This window comes from Halosimplex marinum (genome assembly GCF_051414075.1).
Classification (GTDB): Archaea; Halobacteriota; Halobacteria; order Halobacteriales; family Haloarculaceae; genus Halosimplex; species Halosimplex marinum.
Genome location: NZ_JBLKNY010000004.1, coordinates 243,569 through 260,956, shown reverse-complemented (window position 1 = coordinate 260,956; position 17,388 = coordinate 243,569). Strand labels below are relative to the sequence as shown.

Below are 17,388 nucleotides of genomic sequence, written 5' to 3'. Positions count from 1 at the left end.
CACCCACCGCAAAAAGCGACCCGTTCCGCGCGAGGGCGGAGCCGGTCCTCCGGCGGGACGAGCTAGCAGTTAACAGGCTCCGGGCGAAAGGGTGGCCAACGCATGACGGGGAACCGACGGCGTCGGAGCGGGCGGCCGCTGGGCGAGGTCGTCGCGGCCGCGGTCGCGCTCGGCGCGCTCGCGGACCGCGCGGCCGCGCATTCGGGGTCGCTGGGCGGGTCGGTCGCCTCCGCGACGGTGCCGACGTGGTTGACCATCCTCACCGGCGGCATCGTCGTCGGCGGTTCCTTCCTGTTCACGACGCTGCTCACGGACCACGACGCGATGCGGGGGGTGAACTGGTGGCGCCTCGTCGTCCCGACGCCGGCCCGGCTCCGTCGGGCGGTCGTCCCGCACGTCCGCGCGCTCTCGGTGGGCGTGCTCCTGCTGGTGGTGGCGACCGGGTTCGTCGGCCCGCGCGAGGGCGTCCGGAACTTCGCGCTGCTTCTCGTGTGGGTCGGCTGGTGGGCCGGCTACACGGCGACGACGTACCTCGTCGGGAACACCTGGCCGGCGCTGAACCCCTGGCGCGCGCCGCTCGCGGCGGTCCGGTGGGTCCGCGCCCGCGGTGACGACGGCGGACGTGTCGACCGCGATGCGGACCACGGCGCCGGCTCCCGCGTCGGGAGCGGCGCGCTCCCGGCCTCGTGGGGCCGCTGGCCGGCGGTCGCGGGCCTGCTCGCGCTGGTCTGTCTGGAGGTGGTCAGCCCGGTCGGGGAGAACCCGCGACTGCTCGCGGGCGTCGTGGTGGCGTACACGGCGGTGACCGTCGCCGGGTCGCTGCTCGTGGGCGCGGCGTGGTTCGAGCGCGTCGACCCCGTGAGTCAGGTTTTCGCCGCGTACGGGCGCGTCGCGCCGCTTCAGCGGGATACCGACGGCTCGCTCGCCGTCCGGCTGCCCGGCACCGCCCTCACCGAGGACCCCCTACCGGACCGACCCGGGGAGGTCGCCTTCGTCGTCGCCCTGCTGTGGGTGACGACTTACGACGGCCTCGTCGCGACCCCGACCTGGGCGGCGGCCGTCGAGCCCGTCGTCGCCCTCGGCGTTCCCGGGCTCGCCGTCTACGCCGCCGTCCTGCTGGCCGGATTCGGCCTCTTCCTCGGTGTCTACCGGCTGGCCGCGCGGCGGGTGCGGGCGAGCGCCGACACCTACGTCACCGCGCGGGCCATCGAACGGTGGTTCGCGCCCGCACTCCTGCCCATCGCCGCCGGCTACCACCTCGCGCACTTCCTGGGCTACTTCCTCGGGCTCGCGCCCGCGCTCGCGGCCGTCGTCGCGAGCCCGTTCGCACCACCGGCCTCGCCGCTGGCGCTCGTCCTGCCGGGCTGGTTCGGGTCCGCGAAACTCCTCTTCGTCCTCGGCGGGCACGTGCTGGCCATCTGGGTCGCCCACTCGCTGGCGTTCGAACTGTTCCCGGGCGTGCTCGCGGCCATCCGGAGCCAGTACCCCTCCGTGGTGGTGATGGTCTTTTACACGATGACCTCCCTATGGGTGATCACGCAACCGTACGCGCCGCCGCCGTACGTCTGACCATGCCCGACGACACAGCCACACCGCGCCACGCCGACCGCGCGCCCGCGCTCCGCCCGAGCCGCGACACCGCCGTGCCCGCCGACGAGGAGCCCGCCGTGACCTGTCCGCGCTGCGGCCGTCCGTTCCGGAGCGAACACGCCCGCGACCTCCACGTCGGCGAGCGCCACGACCCGACCGCGGCCGAGCGCGAGCGCTACGAGGCCGCCCTGGAGACCGAGCGGGACGACCTGTGGCTGTTCCACGCCAAGGCCGTCGTCGCGCTGGGGGTCACCTACGCTGCGACCGTGATCCTCTACATGGCCGTCCTCGGCAGTTTCTTCTGACCGCGCCCTCGCCGGCCCGATTGCACCCGACAGCAGGCGATGAAAGCCCTTAGCGCACCCGCTCACGGGTCGCTTCGCGCGAGGCCGCTGCCTGGCGCGGCTTCACCGCGCCAACGGACCGAGTGAGCTTCGCTCCCTCGCTATCGCCGCCTCGACTGGGCGGCGCTTCGCGCCGCGCACTCCCGGCTCGACAGCGCACGCCACCGCAACCGCGACTAACAGTCCTCATTTGATTGATCGTCCGGGCGCCTGCGGCGCGCGGTTCTACGCGGCGAGTGCGCGAAGCGCACGAGCCGCGCCTTTTTCACCCATGTTTTTGCCGCTCGGGTGTCCTCGCGCGCCTGCGGCGCGCTGCGGGCACCCGAGCGGGAAAAAGATGGTGGCGCACGGTCCTTTTTGATGGTCGCGCCCCAACGCTGTGATATGGCAACACACGAGGCCACGGTCGAGGGCGTCGGCGTGGGCGTCGGCGACGACGGCCCCGGCCACCCGGTCGTCCTCCTGCGCGCCCGCGAACAGCTGGTCCCCATCTTCGTCAGCGCCGACCAGGCCCAGTCGATGCAACACGCGCTCGACGGGACGCCCTTCGAGCGCCCGCTCACCCACGACCTGTTCGTCGACATGGTCGCGGAGTTCGGCGCCGCCATCGACCGCGTCCGCATCGACGATCTGGCCGACGGCACCTTCTACGCGAAGGTCGACACCGAGCAGTACACCGGCGACGAGCGCTCGGAGATGGTGTTCGACGCCCGCCCCAGCGACGGCATCGCCCTCGCGCTGCGGGTCGACTGTCCGATCATCGTCTCCGACGAGGTGGTCGACGAGGCCGGCCGCGACCCCGACGAACTCGGTTTCGTCGACGAGGAGGAGGCCCGCCGCGAGCACGACTTCGGCGAGGAGGGCTTCGACTTCGACGACGAGGACGACGATCCCGGCTTCGGCGGCGACGACCCGTTCTGAGGGGGTTTTCCGTCTCGAACCCGGAACTGTGGTATGGGATCCGACGGCCTCGTCGACCTCGACCAGGAGACCTGGGTAGTACTGGCGAAGTACAACCTCGCGCTCGCGACGCTGTTCGGCGTCCTGGCGCTGGTCTCGCGGACCGCGCTCGAAGGGAACCAGCCGATGCTCGTCGAGAACGGCGTCCTCGCCGTCCTGTTCGGTGCCGTCCAGACGTACGCGTGGCTGTCGGCGTGACCGGAGAAGTGGACGTAGACAGGCGGTGCGGTCGCGGTTTCCAGCATCCGCGCCTCCGGCGCGGTTCACCGGACGCGAGCGAACGAAGTGAGCGAGTCGTCCGGCTTTTTCACCCATGTTTTTGCCGACCGGGTTTCCTCGGTCGCCTACGGCGACCGAGGAAACCCGGTCGGGAAAAAGATGGTTCCTAGTCGTCGGCGATCACGCGGTCGTCGCTCGTGGCGACGAGGCGGTCGATGGCGTCGACCATGGCCTCGACGGACGCGCGGGTGATGTCCGAGTCGCTGGCGGTGACCGTCACGAAGTCGTCGCCGCGGGACATCTCCACCTCGACGGTGACGACGGCGTCCGTCCCGCCGGTGATGGCGTCGACGTGGTAGGATTCGAGGTGGGTGTCGAAGGATCGACCCAGCGCGGACTGGACGGCGTTGATCGCGGCGTCCACGGGACCGGAACCGATCTCGGCCTCGGTGCGCTCCTCGCCGTCGACGACGAGGGTGACCGTGGCCGTCGGCGTCGACCCGCCGGCGACGGTCGTGAGTTCGGTGATCTCGACGCGGCGGTCGTGTTCGCTGTCGGTCACGTCCTCGGCGATCGTGAGGAGGTCGGCGTCGGTGACGCGCTTGCCGCGGTCGCCGATCTCCTTGACGCGGGCGACGATCTCGCCCAGTTCCTCGTCGGTCACCTCGAAGTCCTTCTCGTCGAGCGCGGCCTTCACGCCCGCGCGGCCGGCGTGTTTTCCGAGGGCGAGCCGGCGCTCGCGACCGACCTTCTCGGGCGGGTAGGGCTCGTACATCGCGTCGTCCTTGAGCGTGCCGTCGGTGTGGATACCCGACTCGTGGGTGAAGGTGTTCTGTCCGACGACCGCCTTGTTCGGCGGCAGCGGGATGCCCGTCGCGTTGGCGACGAGTTCGGCCAGGTCGTACACCTCCGTGAGTTCGAGCGTCTCCACCTCGTAGCCGTGCGAGAGGGCGATCGCCACCTCCTCGATGGCGACGTTGCCCGCCCGCTCGCCGATGCCGTTGACGGTGCCGTGGACGACGTCGGCGCCCGCGGCGACGGCGGTCAGGGCGTTCATCACGGCCAGGCCCAGGTCGTCGTGGGTGTGGGCGCTGACCGGCCCCAGCTCCGAGAGGCGGGAGACCGCTTCGAGGGCGCCGTCGGGCGTGGCGTGACCGACGGTGTCCGCCCAGCAGATGCGGTCGGCGCCCGCCTCCAGGGAAGCGCCCAGAAGCTCTTCGAGGTAGTCGAGGTCCGCGCGGGAGCCGTCCTCGCCGATCACCTCGACCCACAGGCCCTGGTCTTTGGCGTACTCGACGAGTTCGACGGTGTCGCGGACGTTGTCCTCGCGGGTCGTCCCCACCTTCTCGGTGACGTGGCGGTCGCTCGCCGGGACGACGAGGTTGATGCCGTCCACGTCGCACTCCAGCGCGAGGTCGATGTCCCGCTGGATGCCGCGACAGAAGCTCGTGACCGTCGCGTCGAGGTCAAGTTCGGCGACGCGGGAGATGGTCTCGCGCTCGCCGGGGCCGGTGCAGGCGCTGCCGGCCTCGATGAACCCGACGTTCGCGCGGTCCAGGGCCCGGGCGATCCGGGCCTTCTCGTCGGGCGTCAGCGAGACACCCGGCGCTTGCTCGCCGTCGCGCAGCGTCGTGTCGAGAAACTGTACGTCGCCGACTTGCGAGAGGTGAGTCGTCTCGGGATGGTCGCCGAAGAGCGTGGTCCCTTCGCGCTCACCGGAGCCGTCACACATGACGGAGAATTTCTCGGCCAGCCGCCGTGAGGCGACTTCCTCTATCCTCCGTGTCGGTATGGTCCGACATCGTACTCCGAGGTGAAGCGAGCCGCCCTCATTAATCCGTCGGGTTCGGCGGCGACGGTGCGGGGATGCAGGCGCCCCGGCCCCCACGTCGGTTCCAGGGAGCCGGGCCCGCGACCCGCCCGAGGCCCGGGGTCACGAAGCACGTAGCGACCCGGTTTAGGACGGGTCGGGGGAAAGTCATCGGTGGAATGACAGTCGACAGACGAACGGTACTGCGGACCGGTGCCGCGCTGGCATCGGTCGGCGGGATCGCAGGGGTATCGACGGGCGACACGGACGGGCGAGCGGGGCGGTCTCTCGACGGGGCGGCGCGAGCGAGACAGGGTTCGGTCCCGGAGTACGCGAACTGGATCCCGGCGCCGTCGGCGGTGTCGGATCCGCAGTCGGTCGGCGTCGCCTACTCCGCGACGACGGAGGCGGCGCTGGGACCCGATTCCGAGGAGGCGCCGTCCGACCCGATGCTGGCCAATCCCGCGACGCTCGGCGGGGCCAGCACCCTGACGTGGCTCGGGCTCGGACAGCTCGGCATCCACGAACCGGTCATCGGCCCGACCCCCGAGGAGGGCGAGCGCGACCCGGCCGACGTGCCGACCGAGCGGACCCTCGTGGTCGGGAGCGAAACGAACACGACCGTGTACCTCGGGTCGTTCGACGCGGGCGCGATCCGGGCGGCGGTCGACGCCGGTTCGTTCTCGGAGGCGAGCGGCGAACTGTACGCCCACGACGAGCAAGAGCGATTTCTCACCTGGAACGACCGGGCGGTCGTCGTCGGCAACAGCCAGTCGCTCGTCGAGGCGGTCCGCGCCGCGGGGACCGGCGAGGGGTCCAGACGCCACGAGGCCGACGACGACTGGGCGTGGCTCCTCCGGACGGCCGGGTCCGGCGGCCTCACGTGCGCGATTCTCGGCGAGGGGGGCCCCGCTCAGGTCGGCCAGGGCGGGTCCGGTGACAGTCCGATGGACTTCTCGATGTTCGAGGGGAGCCGGGGCGTCGCGCAGACGGCGTCGGTCGAGGGCGGCGCGCTCGCGCGGGCCTCGGCGGCGGTCGTCTACCCGAGCGCCGACGACGTCGCGGTCGACCGCCTCGAATCCGCGCTCGGGACGGCGGCCGACGACACGGCGCTGACGAGCGACGGGCCGCGCGTCACGATGGCCGCGACCTACGACGGGAGTCAGGTCGGTGACGGAGCGCCATCGGCGGCGACGGCGACCGACGCGCCGGACGGATCCGACGGGGGCGGTAGCGGCGGCGGAGACGGCGATGGCGGCGGAAGCGGTGGCGACGGAGACGGTGGCGGCGGTGGAGACGGAGACGGTGGCGGCGGTGGAGACGGAGACGGTGGCGGCGGAGGCGGTGGCGACGGAGACGGCGATCCGGACGGGACGGCGAGCGGATCCGGGCCGGGACCGGGCGTCCTCGCCGGACTCGCGGGCGTCGCGGGCGTCGGCTACCTGATCGGCCGACGCGCCGGCGGGGACGGCGACGAGTAGGGTCCGGCCACCGGTCCGAACTGACGATCGGGGGGCCGGGGCGACGCTACGTACGTAGCGACGCCCTATTTCTTACCCGGAAACGCCGCTACGGTCAGAATGGGCGTTACTCGACGGGAGATCGTACGAACGGGAACAGTGCTCGCGGTCGCCGCGGGGGTCGCGGGCGGGGCGACGGCGACGAGCGACGGCACCGACCGGCGGCCGTCCGGGGCGGGCGTCCGACCGCGCGACCGGCAGGCGTCGGGGTACGGGGACTGGGTCCCGGACCCGTCCAGGGGCGGCGATTCGGACCCGGTCCAGGCCGTCTACGCCGCGGCGACGGGGGCGGTGACCGCGGGCGTCACCGGGACCGCGACGCCGGGCGTCGGCCGCGACGAGGTCCGGTCGGACCCGGCCGTCGCCAACCCCGTCGTCGCCGGGGGGGTCGTCGCCAGTTCGTGGCTCGGGCTCGGCGAACTGGGCCTCGGGGCGCCGGTCCTCGGGCCGGCGCTGACCGACGGGTCCGCCGACCCGGCGGCCGTGCCGACCGACCGGACGGCCGTCGTCGGCCGGGAGACGCAGGTGTACCTCGGGTCCTACGAGACAGCGGCGCTCCGCGACGCGGTCGCTTCGGGCCCGTTCTCCGAGGCGGGCGACGGGACCTACCGACACGACGCGGCGGGGACCGCCGTCACCTGGACGGACGGGGCGGTCGTCGTCGGGCCGGACCCCGACCGGGTCGACGCCGTCGCCGGGACCGGCGCCGGCGAGGTCGACGGCCACCGCGAGGCCGACGACGGGTACGCGTGGCTCCTCGAGACGGCGGGCGCCGGCGACTTCGCGGTCGTCGCCGCGGGCGTCGACGGCCCGATCCGCGCCGGCGGGGGCGGCAGCGACGGCGGCGAGGACTACTCGGCGTTCGACGGCGCCGAGGGGTTCGCCCAGTCCGTGTCGCTGGCCGACGGGGCGGTCGCCCGCGCGACCGCGGCGGCGGTCTACAGGAGCGCCGAGGGCGTCGCGGACGACCCCCTCGCCCCGCTCGGGACGACCGCCGACGACCGCTCGGTCACCCGGGACGGCCCCCGCGTCGCGGTCGACGCGACGTACGCCGTGGCCGACGACGACGGGACCGCGACGGTGTCGACGCCCGCACCGACGGCAACCGACGCGCCGGAGACCGACTCGCCGGAGACAGATCCGCGGGCGACCGACGCGCCGACCGATACTCTCGACGACGGTGGCAACGGGAGCGGGGACGGCGGCGGCCCGGCGTCGCAGACGGCGACGAGCGGGTCCGGTCCGGGCGCCGGCGCCCTGGGCGCCCTCGGGAGCGTCGTCGGGGCCGGCTACGTCCTCGGTCGCCGCTCCGGGGAGGGGTCACGATGACGAGTCGAAGTTCGCACCTCGCGGTCGCGCTCTCGCTCCTGATGGTCGTGTCCGTCGTCGGGGCGGCCGCCCCGGCGGCCGGAGCCGACGGCGGACCGGGCGAGACGGGCCACGGACCGGCCGCTGTCGACGCGGGACACGGACCGGCCGCTCCCGACGCGGTCGCGCCGGGGATCGGCGGGCCGGATACCGCGGACACCGTCACGCGGTCGGCCGACACCGTCGTCGTCGACGACGACGGGACCGGGGACGCACAGACGATCACCCAGGGCGTCTCCGAGGCGGACGACGGCGACACGGTCGAGGTCCGGCCCGGCACCTACGAGGAGAGCGTCTTCGTCGACGCGAACGTGCGGCTGGTGGCGCCCGACGGCGCGACGCTGGACGGCTCGTCGCTGAGCGGGGAGAACGACGCGATACGGTTCGCCGAGGGAGTCGCCGTCGATGTCGAGGGGTTCACGGTCACCGGGTACGCGGTCGGGGTGGCGCTCCCCCGCCGCTCGCCGGCGGCGGGGACGCTCCGCGACCTCACCGTCCGCGACAACGTCATCGGGGTCGACGCCCGGGGTGCCGGCTACGACTGGACGCTCGCCGACGCGACGGTCGAGGGCAACGACCGGGTCGGCGTCGGAGCGGTCGGCGCGACCGGCGACTGGGAGCTCGCGGACGTGACCCTCCGCGACAACGGCGAGGAAGCGGTCGAGGCACAGGGGACGACCGGCGACTGGGCGATCGCCGACGCGACCGTCGAAGGCAACGACGCCGTCGGCGTCCGCGCGAACGCCGCCGAGGGCGACTGGTCGATCACCGACTCGGTCGTCCGGAACAACGGCGAGTCCCGCAGCGACAACATCACCGAACCGGGGATCGCCGCGGGCGACGCGACCGGCGACTGGGTCGTCTCGAACACGACCGTCGCGGGCAACGACCACGGTATCGACGCCAGCGGGACGAGCGGCGCGTGGTCGGTCGTCGGATCGAACGTCTCGGCCAACACCTTCCGGCCCGAGCGGGGCCAGTCCGGCGTCAATATCCGGGCGATCGGCGCGACCGGCGACTGGTCGGTCCACGACACCAGGATCGCGGACAGCATCGTCGGCATCGCGGCCGAGCGGTCGACCGGCGACTGGCGGGTCCGACACGCCAACGTGACGGGCAACGCCGTCGGCGTGCTCGCCGCGGACACCGGCGGCGCGTGGACGATCCACCGGACGGGGATCACCGACAACGCCGTCAACGGCGTCGACGCCGAGGGCGCGAGCCCGGCGGGCGACGCCACCCGGAACTGGTGGGGGCAGGCATCGGGGCCCGGTCCCGACCAGTGCGTCGGCAACGTCGACTGCGGCGAGTCGCTCGGCCAACCGGCGAACCAGGAGATCGACGAGTGTACCGTTGTCGACCAGCCCGGTCGCTACGAGGTGGTTGCCGACCTCTCGTCGGACGGGACCTGCATCGAGATCGCGGCGAGCCACGTCACCGTCGACGGGCAGGGGCACTCGCTGACGGGGACCGACCCCGCGTCCGACAGCCTCGGGGTCTACGCCAACGGGAGCGCCGGTGGACTGACCGGCGTGACGATAACGGACCTCGATATGAGCGGGTGGGCGCACAACGGGTTCGGCGAGAGCGGCCACGCCGTCAGGTTCGAGGGCGTCGACGACGGCGAGGTCTCCGGCGTCGAGATCACCGGCGGCGACTACGGGATCCGGCTGATCGACGCGACCGGGAACCGGCTGGCCGACAACGAGATCGACGACGCGACGTTCGGCCAGGCCGCGCTCGCGCTCGAGTCCGGCTCGGACGGCAACACGCTGGTCGACAACACCGTGCTGGACGCCGACGAGTACGGCGTCACGGTCGTGTCGTCGTCGGACAACGTCTTCCGCGCCAACGAGATCGGCTGGTCGAGCGCGGACAACGTCAGGGTCGTGAGGGGGTCCGGCGGGAACACGTTCGCGGACAACGTCGTCCACGACTCGCGGTGGGGCGGGACCGGCAGCGCCGGGTTCAGCATCGGCGGCGGGTCGGACCTGACGATCCGCAACAACACGGTCACCGGCAACAACGGGGCCGGGATCTACATCTCGCAGGCGGGGAGCCGGTACACCGTCCGGGACAACACGATAGAGGCCAACGGCGGGAAGGGGATCGCGGTCAGCGACGCGGGGGCCGCGACCGTGCGCAGCAACACCGTGGTCGGCAACGGCAACACCGGGATCCGCCTGCGGGACAACGGCGGCCACGCCGTGGCGAACAACACCGTCGCGGACAACGGCGGCTGGGGCGTCTCTCTCAGGGGCGTCACCGACTCGGACGTGACGGACAACGCGGTCGAACGCCACCCGGACGGCGGGATCCGGCTGGAAGGCGGGTCGTCGAACAACCGGGTGACGGGGAACGCGGTCGAGAACGTCCACACCCGGGGCACGATCACCTGGCCGACCGGGATCGAGTTGACCGACGCCCACGACAACCGGCTGTCGCGCAACACGGTCGTCAACAGCTACCGCGGGATCCACGTCACCGACGGGTCGAGCGGCAACGCGCTGACCGACACCGGGGTCTACGCCGCCGGGAGCGGGACGCGGGCGCTCGCGCTCGACGGCGCGAGCGGGACGACCGTCGAGTCGCTGGACATCGGCGACTCGACCGCGCCGAACACGACGCTCTCGTTCGAGGGCAGCGACGTTCGGATCAGTCCCGCCGATACCGCGCCGTCGAACCCGAACGGCGCCGGCATCGGCCGGCTGTTCAACGCGACGAGCCTGGGGCCGGACGCGTACCTGGACGTGACGCTCCACTACGAGGCCGGTGACGCGACGGGCGTGGGTGAGTCGACGCTGTCGCTGTGGACCCACGACGGGTCCGCCTGGACGGAGGCGGGCGGCGCGACCGTCGACACGGACGCCCGGACGGTGAGCGCGAACCTCACCGCGTTCGGGACCCACGGCGCGTTCGGGTCGAGCCCCTGACCGGCGACCCGCGGGCCGGATCGGTCACGCCTCGCCGTCGAGCACCACGCGGTCGCCGGGCTCGACGCCGTCGGCGGCGCCGCCCGGGAGTTCGACGAACCGGTCGGCCTTGGCGACGCCGGTGCCGCGCCACGGCCGCAGCGTCTTCACCTGGACGACCTCCTCGTCGCGGAGCCAGACCACGTCCAGCGGCGTGCGGACGAACAGCATATGCACGTCGCGGTAGCCCGTCCGACCGAAGTCGAACACGAGCGCGTAGCCGTCGGGGAGCGACGACTTCCCCATCAGTCCCTTGACCTTCTTCAACAGCGAGTCCGCGCGCTCGACGTCCGTCGCGAGCGTGCGCGGGTCGCCATCGGCCGGCTCGTGGACGAGGCGCATGGCTCGACACTGGAGAGACCGGGACAAAACCGTTCCGGCGCGGGTGGGTGCGCACCGGAGCGACCGCGCCGGCGACTCGACGCTCGTCATACGGATTATTGCAAGTCATTCCGGGATCGACCGCACGACTGCGTGCGGGCGACCCGGGAAACGCTTGCAATAATCCGTATCAGTCGTCTGTCGCGGCCGACGCCAGTCCGGGTTCGCCGCCCGCGAGCGCCCCGCTCCCCTCGCCCACGCCGTCGGGCAGGCGGAAGTCGTCGAGGGCGGTCCGGAGGTCGTCGGCGCGCTCGGCGACCGACTGCACGTCCGCGGTCACCGTCGAGACCGAGGCGGTCTGCTGTTCGGCCGCCGCAGCGACCGACTCCGCTTCGTCGCGGGTCTCCTCGCTGATACCCGCCACCTCGTCGACGACGGCGACCACGTCCTGGGTGGTCTCGGCCTGCTCGTCGGTCGCCGCGCTGATCTCGCGGACGCTCGCGTCGAGTTCCCCCACGTCGGCGACGATGTCCTCGAAGTCGCCCAGCGCGCCCTCGATCGTGGCGACGCTGTCGCCGACCTGTGCGTGCATCTCCCTGACCGTCGCGGCCGCCTCGGCGGACTCGCGCTGGAGCTCGGCGACGAGGTCGCCCACCTCCTCGGCCGCGTCGCGGGTCTCCCCGGCGAGGCCCTTCACCTCGTCGGCGACGACCGCGAACCCGTCGCCGCTCCCGTCGCCGCCCCCGGCGCGGGCGGCCTCGATCGAGGCGTTCAGCGCCAGCATGTTCGTCTGCTCGGCGATGCCGTCGATGAACGAGACGATCTCGTCGACCTCGGTCATGCGGTCGGCCAGCCCCTCGACGGCGTCGGCGGTCCGCTCCATCCGGTCCTCCAGGTCGTCGAGCGCGTCGATGGCCTCGGCCGCGGCGTCGCGCCCGGAGCGGCCGCGCTCGGCGGCGGTCCCCGCGGTGTCGGCCACCTCGTCGGCCGAGGCCGCGATCTGCTGGACGGTCGCCGAGAGGTCGTTCAACTGCTCGGCGGCCGACCGGACCTGTTCGCTCTGTCGGGTCGCGCCCTCGGAGATCCCCTGGACCGACTCGGCGACCTCGTCGCTCGTCCGGTCGAGTTCGTCCATGCTCGCGGCCACGTCGTCGCTGGCCGCCGACACCTCGTCGGCGAACGCACGCACGTCGCCGACGGTCGCGCCGAGCGTCTCGACCAGACGGTTGTAGTTCTCGCAGATCTCCCGGTACTGGTCGTCTTCCCCGGCGATGTCGTCGGCGTCGAGCCGCGCGGTCAGGTCGCCGTCCGCAGCGCGGTCGGCCGCCCCGGCGAACGCCTCGACCAGCGACTCCAGCCGCTCCGAACGCCGCTCCAGGTCCGCCGTCATCGACTCCAGTTCCGCCGTGTGCTCCCGCAGGTTGTCGGCCATCCGCGACAGCGACTCGCCGAACGCGCCGGGCACCTGCTCGTCGAGGACGGGCGCGTCGAACTGCTGGTCGGCCAGCGCGTCCGCCTGCGCGGCGACGAGCTCGATGTGGGAACTCATCTCCGCGAACGACCGCGTCAGGCTCCCGACCTCCGAGGGGTCGTCGCTGGCCGGCACGGCCACGTCCACCTCGCCGTCCGCGATCCTGTCGGCCGCCGACTCCAGCCGCTGGATGGGGACGACTACGTCCTCGCGGGTGATCCAGACCGTGTTGACCAGGGCGAGCGCCGCCGCGACGAACAGGACCGCACCCAGCGCCACGCGCGCGGCGCCGGCCGTCACGAACGGCAGGACCGCCTGGGCGACCGATATCAGAAACTGAATCCCGGCCGCGCCGACGACCGTCCGCTCGACCGACCGGTCGATCCCCATCGCCGTCATCCACCGTCGTATGAATCGCTTGTACCACTTCACGGGGCGATCGTACATGGTCAGTCGGTCGGCGACGGGCCCTATAAAATCGGGAACTGTATTTCAATAGCTGAGAAGACGCGGGGTAGCCGCTCGCGCGCTCACGGCACCCGGTCGTCGACCGTCGCCTCGATCTCCACGATCTCCGGGCTCGTGATGTCGAGGGCGACGAGCCCGTCGGCGCCGGTGCGGTACCGGGACTCGGCCGCGCCGACGGTCGCCAGCGTCACGTTCGCCGGCGCGCCGTCGCGGGTCACGCTGACGGTCAGTTCGCCGTCCGCGACGCTCCCGCCGGTGGCGAGCCGGTAGCGGACCGGCGGCTCGCCGGTTTCCGTGGAGAACTCGCTCGACCCGGTCTCGTAGGGGCTGTCGGCGTGGGCGCCGCGGTTCGGTCGCGGCGTGGCGTCGGCGGGTCGCCGGTCGACGTCGATCTCGGCGCCGACCGTCCCGCCCCGTGCGTCCCTGGCCGTGTGTGCCCGGAACTCCCCGGCGTACACGTCCTCGACGACGGTCCCGTTCTCCAGCGTCAGGGTCAGGTCGCGGACGACCAGCGCGTACTCCGAGACGGCCGAGGCGGGGACGGTGTACGCGCCCAGCGAGCGGGAGCCGTTCAGGTCCGCGAGGTCGACCTGCATCCCCCCATAGCGGAGACAGTCCAGGTCCCGGTCCAGGTCGGGCGTCTGCGTCGGCGTCGAGAACGACCCCGACGCCGCCGACGGGGAGATGCCGTCGCAGTTGTAGACGTGCGTGTCGGCGAACGCGACGGCGAGCGTGGCGTTCGCCGCGACCACCTCGTCGGGGAGGTCGCCGGCGCGAACGACGTACTCGACGGTCACGGTCTCGGCCGCCGTCGCCGGCGTCGGCGTCCCGCGGTCGGTCGTCGGCGTGGCGGTCCCGTCAGTGGTCGTCGCGGTCGGCACGGCCGGTGACGCCGCGGTCTCGGTCGGCGTCGGCGAGGGCGTCGGCGCGTCGGTCGCCGTCGACCCCGGGGTCGCGGTCGGACCGCCCAGACAGCCGGTGACCGCGACGAGGACGACGAGTCCGAGCGCGGCGCTACGTGGAGCCATGGCCGGCGATTGCGCGGACACCGGTACAAATCTTCCGGGGATCGCGACCGGGTCGCCCTCGAAACGCTCTAACGGATCGCGGCCGTGGCCGGATGCATGGAGAAGACGCCCTCGGGCACGTCGGTCGGCGTGGCGGACCCCTACGCCCACGTCGACCGCTGCGACCACTGCACCGGCGAGGGCCGCTGTCGGTTCGCCGTCGAGCAGGGCGACCGCGACCCCGAGTTCGCGGACGCGCGCAGTCGCGAGGACTTCCGGTGTCCCGTCGTGGGAGATCTCGACGAGGAGGGGCTGACCGGCCCGTGGGAGTGGGCCGACTGCCCGCACTTCCGGTGTCGAAACAGGGACCGGGAGTGCGAACGCTGCGGCCTCGAGGAGCGCCGGATGGCCCACGACGACGAGCGGCCGTTGCTGGAGGAACACCACCTGTCGTACGCCGACGACTCGCGGACGGGTGAGGGGGAGACGAGCCACGAGATCACGGTCTTCCTCTGCCGGTGGTGTCACGCGAAGGTCCACGACTCGTGGGCGAGTATCGACGACGACGCCAACCCCGACCCCGAGGCCATCGCCGAGCGCGAGGGGCGCCGCTCCCGGGAGCAGGCCGAGCTGGGCTTCCAGTCGGCCGCCGAGCGGTTCGACACCGACGACGAGAGCGCCTGACGGCGATACGAAGTCGGGGTCAGATCCCCTCGTCGTCCTCGACCGGCGCGAGCGGCGGTGGGTCGCTCACTCGGACCGACAGCGACGCGGCGGCGACCCCGCCCAGCAGGACGACGAACCAGTAGTTCGACAGCCGGAAGAGGAAGACGGCGGCGGTCGCCGTCGGCAGGTCGACGGGCGCGAGCGCGGCGGTCACGCCCGCCAGCGCCACCTCGAACCCGCCCAGCCCGCCCGGGAGCGGCACGACGTTCAGCAGCGTGACGACGGGGACGACGAACACGACCAGCGCGTAGGGCACCGGCTCGCCGATCGCCAGGAAGCTCGTGTACAGCGGCAGCAGGAAGCACAGCCAGCCGACGACGGCGAGCCCGACGGTCGTCCCGATCCCCCGCCGGTCGTCGGCCAGCTCCCCGACCGACCCGCCGAACCGCGCGACCGCGTCCGCGACGCCCTCGGGCGCGAGCGCCGCCTCGGCCCGGGTCGAGACGCGACCCACCGTCCGTCGGAGGCCGGCGGCGACCCGGAGCGCGAGACGTTCGAGGGTCTCCCGACGGTAGGCCGCGAGGTAGGTCACCAGGAGGACGAGGGCGGTCACGGCGACCATCGCGACGAGGACGTTGCGAAGCAGCGTCCCGGTCGGGCCGCGCCGGGTGGCGACCAGCAGCGCCAGGCCGGCGACCGCGAGGACGAGCGACGCGACGACGTTGAGGAAGGCGAACACCGACGCCGCGGCCAGCGTCGACTCGTAGGGCGCGTCGGTTTCGCGGCTGACCGTGTAAGACATGAGGACCGGGCCACCGCTCTGACCCATCGGTAGCACCTGCTTGAGGAACTCGCCGCTTAGGTACGCCGAGCGGTAGCGTCGCCCCCGGACGGTGTGGCCGGTGCTCGCCAGCAGGCGCCGCACCGCCTCGCTCCAGGCGGCCAGCGCGCCGATCACTCCGAGAAAGCCCACCGACAGCACCGCCAGATCCGCCGACGCCAGTTCCGCGAACACCGCCTCCGGGCCGACCGCCCAGAGGAACCCGCCGACGGCCAGGAGCGCGACCGCGAACCCCGCGACCAGCCGGACGCGACGTGACATGACGCCAACGGACGCAGCCGGCCCGTAAAAATCGCCCGGCGCCCGTCTTGGCGACGATCAATGCAGGTGACGGCTGTGGCAGTGAACGGTGCGGTCGGCGCGCGCTGGACCGCGCGTTCATGCGCGCGACCGTAGCCGCGCGAGGGATGAGCATCGCAGGCCACAGGCCGAGAAGCGCAATCGGCTGGGGAGGTTCGTGGCTGTCTGCGGTGCGGCTGCGGTGCTGTGCAGTCCTTGGCGGACTGAAAGGGCGAGGCGCGCTCGCGTTTATGCAGTCGCCTGAGCGACCCCTACCCGAGCGGAGCGAGGGTATGTCGCTCAGCGACCGCGAGCGCGCCGAGGGCTTTCAACGCCTACCGTCTCCTGCGATCACTCTCGCTCGACTTCGTTTCACGACACCACGACCAGAAACAACTGAGACACTCGCACATCGAACCGAACAGCACCCTCACTCCCCGTCCGGCGGTGACTCCACACACGATCCGTCAGGTTCCGGGGTCGGCGCGAGGGGGCTCGGCGGGTCGGCCAGCCGCGTCGAGACCCACCCTGCGGCGACCCCGCCGAGCAGGACGACGAACCAGTAGTTCGACAGCCGGTAGAGGAAGACGCCGGCCGTCGCCGCCGGCAGCTCCAGCCCGACGAGCGCGACGACCACCGCGGCAAGCGCCACCTCGAACCCGCCCAGTCCGCCCGGGAGCGGCACGACGTTCACCAGGCTCAACACCGGGACGACGAAGACGACCAGCGCGTAGGGCACGGGCTCGCCGATCGCCAGGAAGCTCGTGTACATCGGGGCAAGGAAGAGCGCCCAGCCCGCCAGCGAGAAGACGCCGGCCCGCCGGACCGCCGCCCGGTCGGCCAGCGCCCGGTCGAACGCCGCGTAGTAGGTGCCGAAGGTCCCGGCGATGCGGTCGGCCGCCAGCGCGTCGCGCGCACGGGCGGAGAGTCTCCCCAGGGTCGCCCGGCCGACGCCGGCGGCCCGGAGGACGAGCCGCTCGACGAGCGCCCGGCGGGAGTTGACCAGCAGCGCGGCGCCGCCGAGTGCGGCGACGGCGACCGCGAAGCCGACGAGTAGCGCCGCGAACAGCGGCGTGACCGGCCCGTCGCTCGTCAGCAAGACGACCGCGAGGCCGGCGCCCGCGAGCCCCATCGACGCCGCGACGTTGACGAACTCGACGACCGTCGCCGCGGCGAGCGCCGCCTCGTAGGGCGTGTCGGTCTCGCGGCTGACCGCGTAGGAGACGAAGACCGGACCGCCGGAGTGGCCCATCGGGACCACCTGTTTCGCGAACTCGCCGCTCATGAACGCCGCGCGGTAGCGGGGGCCGCCCACGTCGTGGCCGACGCCCGCGAGCAGCCGCCGCAGCGCCTCGCTCCAGCAGTAGAAGGCGGCGACCACCGCGAGGAAACCCGCCGCGTAGGTCGCCGGGTCGACGCCCGCCAGTTCGTCGAGGACCTGCCGCGGCCCGACGACCCAGAGGAACCCGCCGACCGCGAGGAGAGCCAGCGCGAACCCGAGGACGACCCGGAGGATGCGTCGCATCTACCGGCTTCTCGCGGTGACTGGGCA

General features: G+C 72.7%; 14 protein-coding genes. 8 read left to right on the top strand and 6 right to left on the bottom strand.

The window, feature by feature from the left end; translation table 11 throughout:
* The first annotated feature begins 102 nt into the window (after nt 1-102).
* From ACMGFI_RS09490 to ACMGFI_RS09475, 4 genes are all read left to right on the top strand, one after another.
* Nucleotides 103-1,569 (top strand): hypothetical protein, encoded by a 1,467-nt coding sequence (locus ACMGFI_RS09490; protein WP_436909204.1) that lies wholly within the window; start codon nt 103-105, stop codon nt 1,567-1,569.
* Nucleotides 1,570-1,571: 2 nt separating this feature from the next.
* Nucleotides 1,572-1,895, top strand: a complete 324-nt coding sequence (locus ACMGFI_RS09485) for a DUF7410 domain-containing protein (protein ID WP_436909202.1) — start codon at nt 1,572-1,574, stop codon at nt 1,893-1,895.
* Nucleotides 1,896-2,318: 423 nt separating this feature from the next.
* A complete protein-coding gene (locus ACMGFI_RS09480; protein ID WP_436909200.1) occupies nt 2,319-2,855 on the top strand; it encodes a bifunctional nuclease family protein in 537 nt (178 codons plus the stop codon).
* A 33-nt stretch (nt 2,856-2,888) separates the two neighbouring features.
* Nucleotides 2,889-3,092, top strand: coding sequence for a hypothetical protein (locus tag ACMGFI_RS09475; protein WP_436909199.1), 204 nt, complete (start codon nt 2,889-2,891; stop codon nt 3,090-3,092).
* Nucleotides 3,093-3,279: 187 nt separating this feature from the next.
* On the opposite strand, the gene ACMGFI_RS09470 is transcribed toward ACMGFI_RS09475, so the two are convergent.
* Nucleotides 3,280-4,845: a (R)-citramalate synthase gene (locus ACMGFI_RS09470; RefSeq protein WP_436909197.1), complete on the bottom strand. Its 1,566-nt coding sequence runs from the start codon at nt 4,843-4,845 to the stop codon at nt 3,280-3,282.
* A gap of 257 nt (nt 4,846-5,102) precedes the next feature.
* Between ACMGFI_RS09470 and ACMGFI_RS09465 the strand changes: the two genes are divergently transcribed.
* The 3 genes from ACMGFI_RS09465 to ACMGFI_RS09455 all read left to right on the top strand — a co-directional run bounded on the left by ACMGFI_RS09465 (nt 5,103) and on the right by ACMGFI_RS09455 (nt 10,744).
* A complete protein-coding gene (locus tag ACMGFI_RS09465; protein WP_436909196.1) occupies nt 5,103-6,404 on the top strand; it encodes a hypothetical protein in 1,302 nt (433 codons plus the stop codon).
* Between the two features lie 99 nt (nt 6,405-6,503).
* Nucleotides 6,504-7,772: a hypothetical protein gene (locus tag ACMGFI_RS09460; RefSeq protein WP_436909195.1), complete on the top strand. Its 1,269-nt coding sequence runs from the start codon at nt 6,504-6,506 to the stop codon at nt 7,770-7,772.
* On the top strand, nt 7,769-10,744 hold the full coding sequence (locus ACMGFI_RS09455) for a right-handed parallel beta-helix repeat-containing protein (protein WP_436909194.1): 2,976 nt from the start codon (nt 7,769-7,771) through the stop codon (nt 10,742-10,744). The genes ACMGFI_RS09460 and ACMGFI_RS09455 overlap by 4 nt, the downstream gene beginning before the upstream one ends.
* Nucleotides 10,745-10,768: 24 nt before the next feature.
* Here the strand turns inward: ACMGFI_RS09455 and ACMGFI_RS09450 are convergent, their stop codons facing one another.
* The 3 genes from ACMGFI_RS09450 to ACMGFI_RS09440 form a co-directional block, all read right to left on the bottom strand.
* A complete protein-coding gene (locus ACMGFI_RS09450; RefSeq protein WP_436909193.1) occupies nt 10,769-11,125 on the bottom strand; it encodes a DUF192 domain-containing protein in 357 nt (118 codons plus the stop codon).
* A 169-nt stretch (nt 11,126-11,294) separates the two neighbouring features.
* Nucleotides 11,295-13,022: a methyl-accepting chemotaxis protein gene (locus tag ACMGFI_RS09445; protein ID WP_436909191.1), complete on the bottom strand. Its 1,728-nt coding sequence runs from the start codon at nt 13,020-13,022 to the stop codon at nt 11,295-11,297.
* 83 nt (nt 13,023-13,105) lie between these two features.
* On the bottom strand, nt 13,106-14,071 hold the full coding sequence (locus ACMGFI_RS09440; RefSeq protein WP_436909190.1) for a hypothetical protein: 966 nt from the start codon (nt 14,069-14,071) through the stop codon (nt 13,106-13,108).
* 96 nt (nt 14,072-14,167) lie between these two features.
* On the opposite strand from ACMGFI_RS09440, the gene ACMGFI_RS09435 reads away from it, so the two are divergent.
* Nucleotides 14,168-14,734, top strand: coding sequence for a DUF7097 family protein (locus ACMGFI_RS09435; RefSeq protein ID WP_436909189.1), 567 nt, complete (start codon nt 14,168-14,170; stop codon nt 14,732-14,734).
* A gap of 19 nt (nt 14,735-14,753) precedes the next feature.
* Here ACMGFI_RS09435 and ACMGFI_RS09430 read toward each other — a convergent pair whose 3' ends face one another.
* Complete coding sequence (locus ACMGFI_RS09430) at nt 14,754-15,818, bottom strand: lysylphosphatidylglycerol synthase transmembrane domain-containing protein (protein ID WP_436909188.1); 1,065 nt, start codon at nt 15,816-15,818, stop codon at nt 14,754-14,756.
* Between the two features lie 448 nt (nt 15,819-16,266).
* Nucleotides 16,267-17,361, bottom strand: coding sequence for a lysylphosphatidylglycerol synthase transmembrane domain-containing protein (locus tag ACMGFI_RS09425; protein WP_436909186.1), 1,095 nt, complete (start codon nt 17,359-17,361; stop codon nt 16,267-16,269).
* Nucleotides 17,362-17,388: the final 27 nt, after the last annotated feature.

Coding starts and splice junctions, on each gene's coding strand:
- ACMGFI_RS09465 (WP_436909196.1), top strand. CDS start 5,103: ATGACAGTCGACAGACGAACGGTACTGCGGACCGGTGCCGCGCTGGCA.
- ACMGFI_RS09425 (WP_436909186.1), bottom strand. CDS start 17,361: ATGCGACGCATCCTCCGGGTCGTCCTCGGGTTCGCGCTGGCTCTCCTC.
- ACMGFI_RS09430 (WP_436909188.1), bottom strand. CDS start 15,818: ATGTCACGTCGCGTCCGGCTGGTCGCGGGGTTCGCGGTCGCGCTCCTG.
- ACMGFI_RS09435 (WP_436909189.1), top strand. CDS start 14,168: ATGGAGAAGACGCCCTCGGGCACGTCGGTCGGCGTGGCGGACCCCTAC.
- ACMGFI_RS09445 (WP_436909191.1), bottom strand. CDS start 13,022: ATGTACGATCGCCCCGTGAAGTGGTACAAGCGATTCATACGACGGTGG.
- ACMGFI_RS09475 (WP_436909199.1), top strand. CDS start 2,889: ATGGGATCCGACGGCCTCGTCGACCTCGACCAGGAGACCTGGGTAGTA.
- ACMGFI_RS09460 (WP_436909195.1), top strand. CDS start 6,504: ATGGGCGTTACTCGACGGGAGATCGTACGAACGGGAACAGTGCTCGCG.
- ACMGFI_RS09490 (WP_436909204.1), top strand. CDS start 103: ATGACGGGGAACCGACGGCGTCGGAGCGGGCGGCCGCTGGGCGAGGTC.
- ACMGFI_RS09450 (WP_436909193.1), bottom strand. CDS start 11,125: ATGCGCCTCGTCCACGAGCCGGCCGATGGCGACCCGCGCACGCTCGCG.
- ACMGFI_RS09480 (WP_436909200.1), top strand. CDS start 2,319: ATGGCAACACACGAGGCCACGGTCGAGGGCGTCGGCGTGGGCGTCGGC.
- ACMGFI_RS09440 (WP_436909190.1), bottom strand. CDS start 14,071: ATGGCTCCACGTAGCGCCGCGCTCGGACTCGTCGTCCTCGTCGCGGTC.
- ACMGFI_RS09485 (WP_436909202.1), top strand. CDS start 1,572: ATGCCCGACGACACAGCCACACCGCGCCACGCCGACCGCGCGCCCGCG.
- ACMGFI_RS09455 (WP_436909194.1), top strand. CDS start 7,769: ATGACGAGTCGAAGTTCGCACCTCGCGGTCGCGCTCTCGCTCCTGATG.
- ACMGFI_RS09470 (WP_436909197.1), bottom strand. CDS start 4,845: ATGTGTGACGGCTCCGGTGAGCGCGAAGGGACCACGCTCTTCGGCGAC.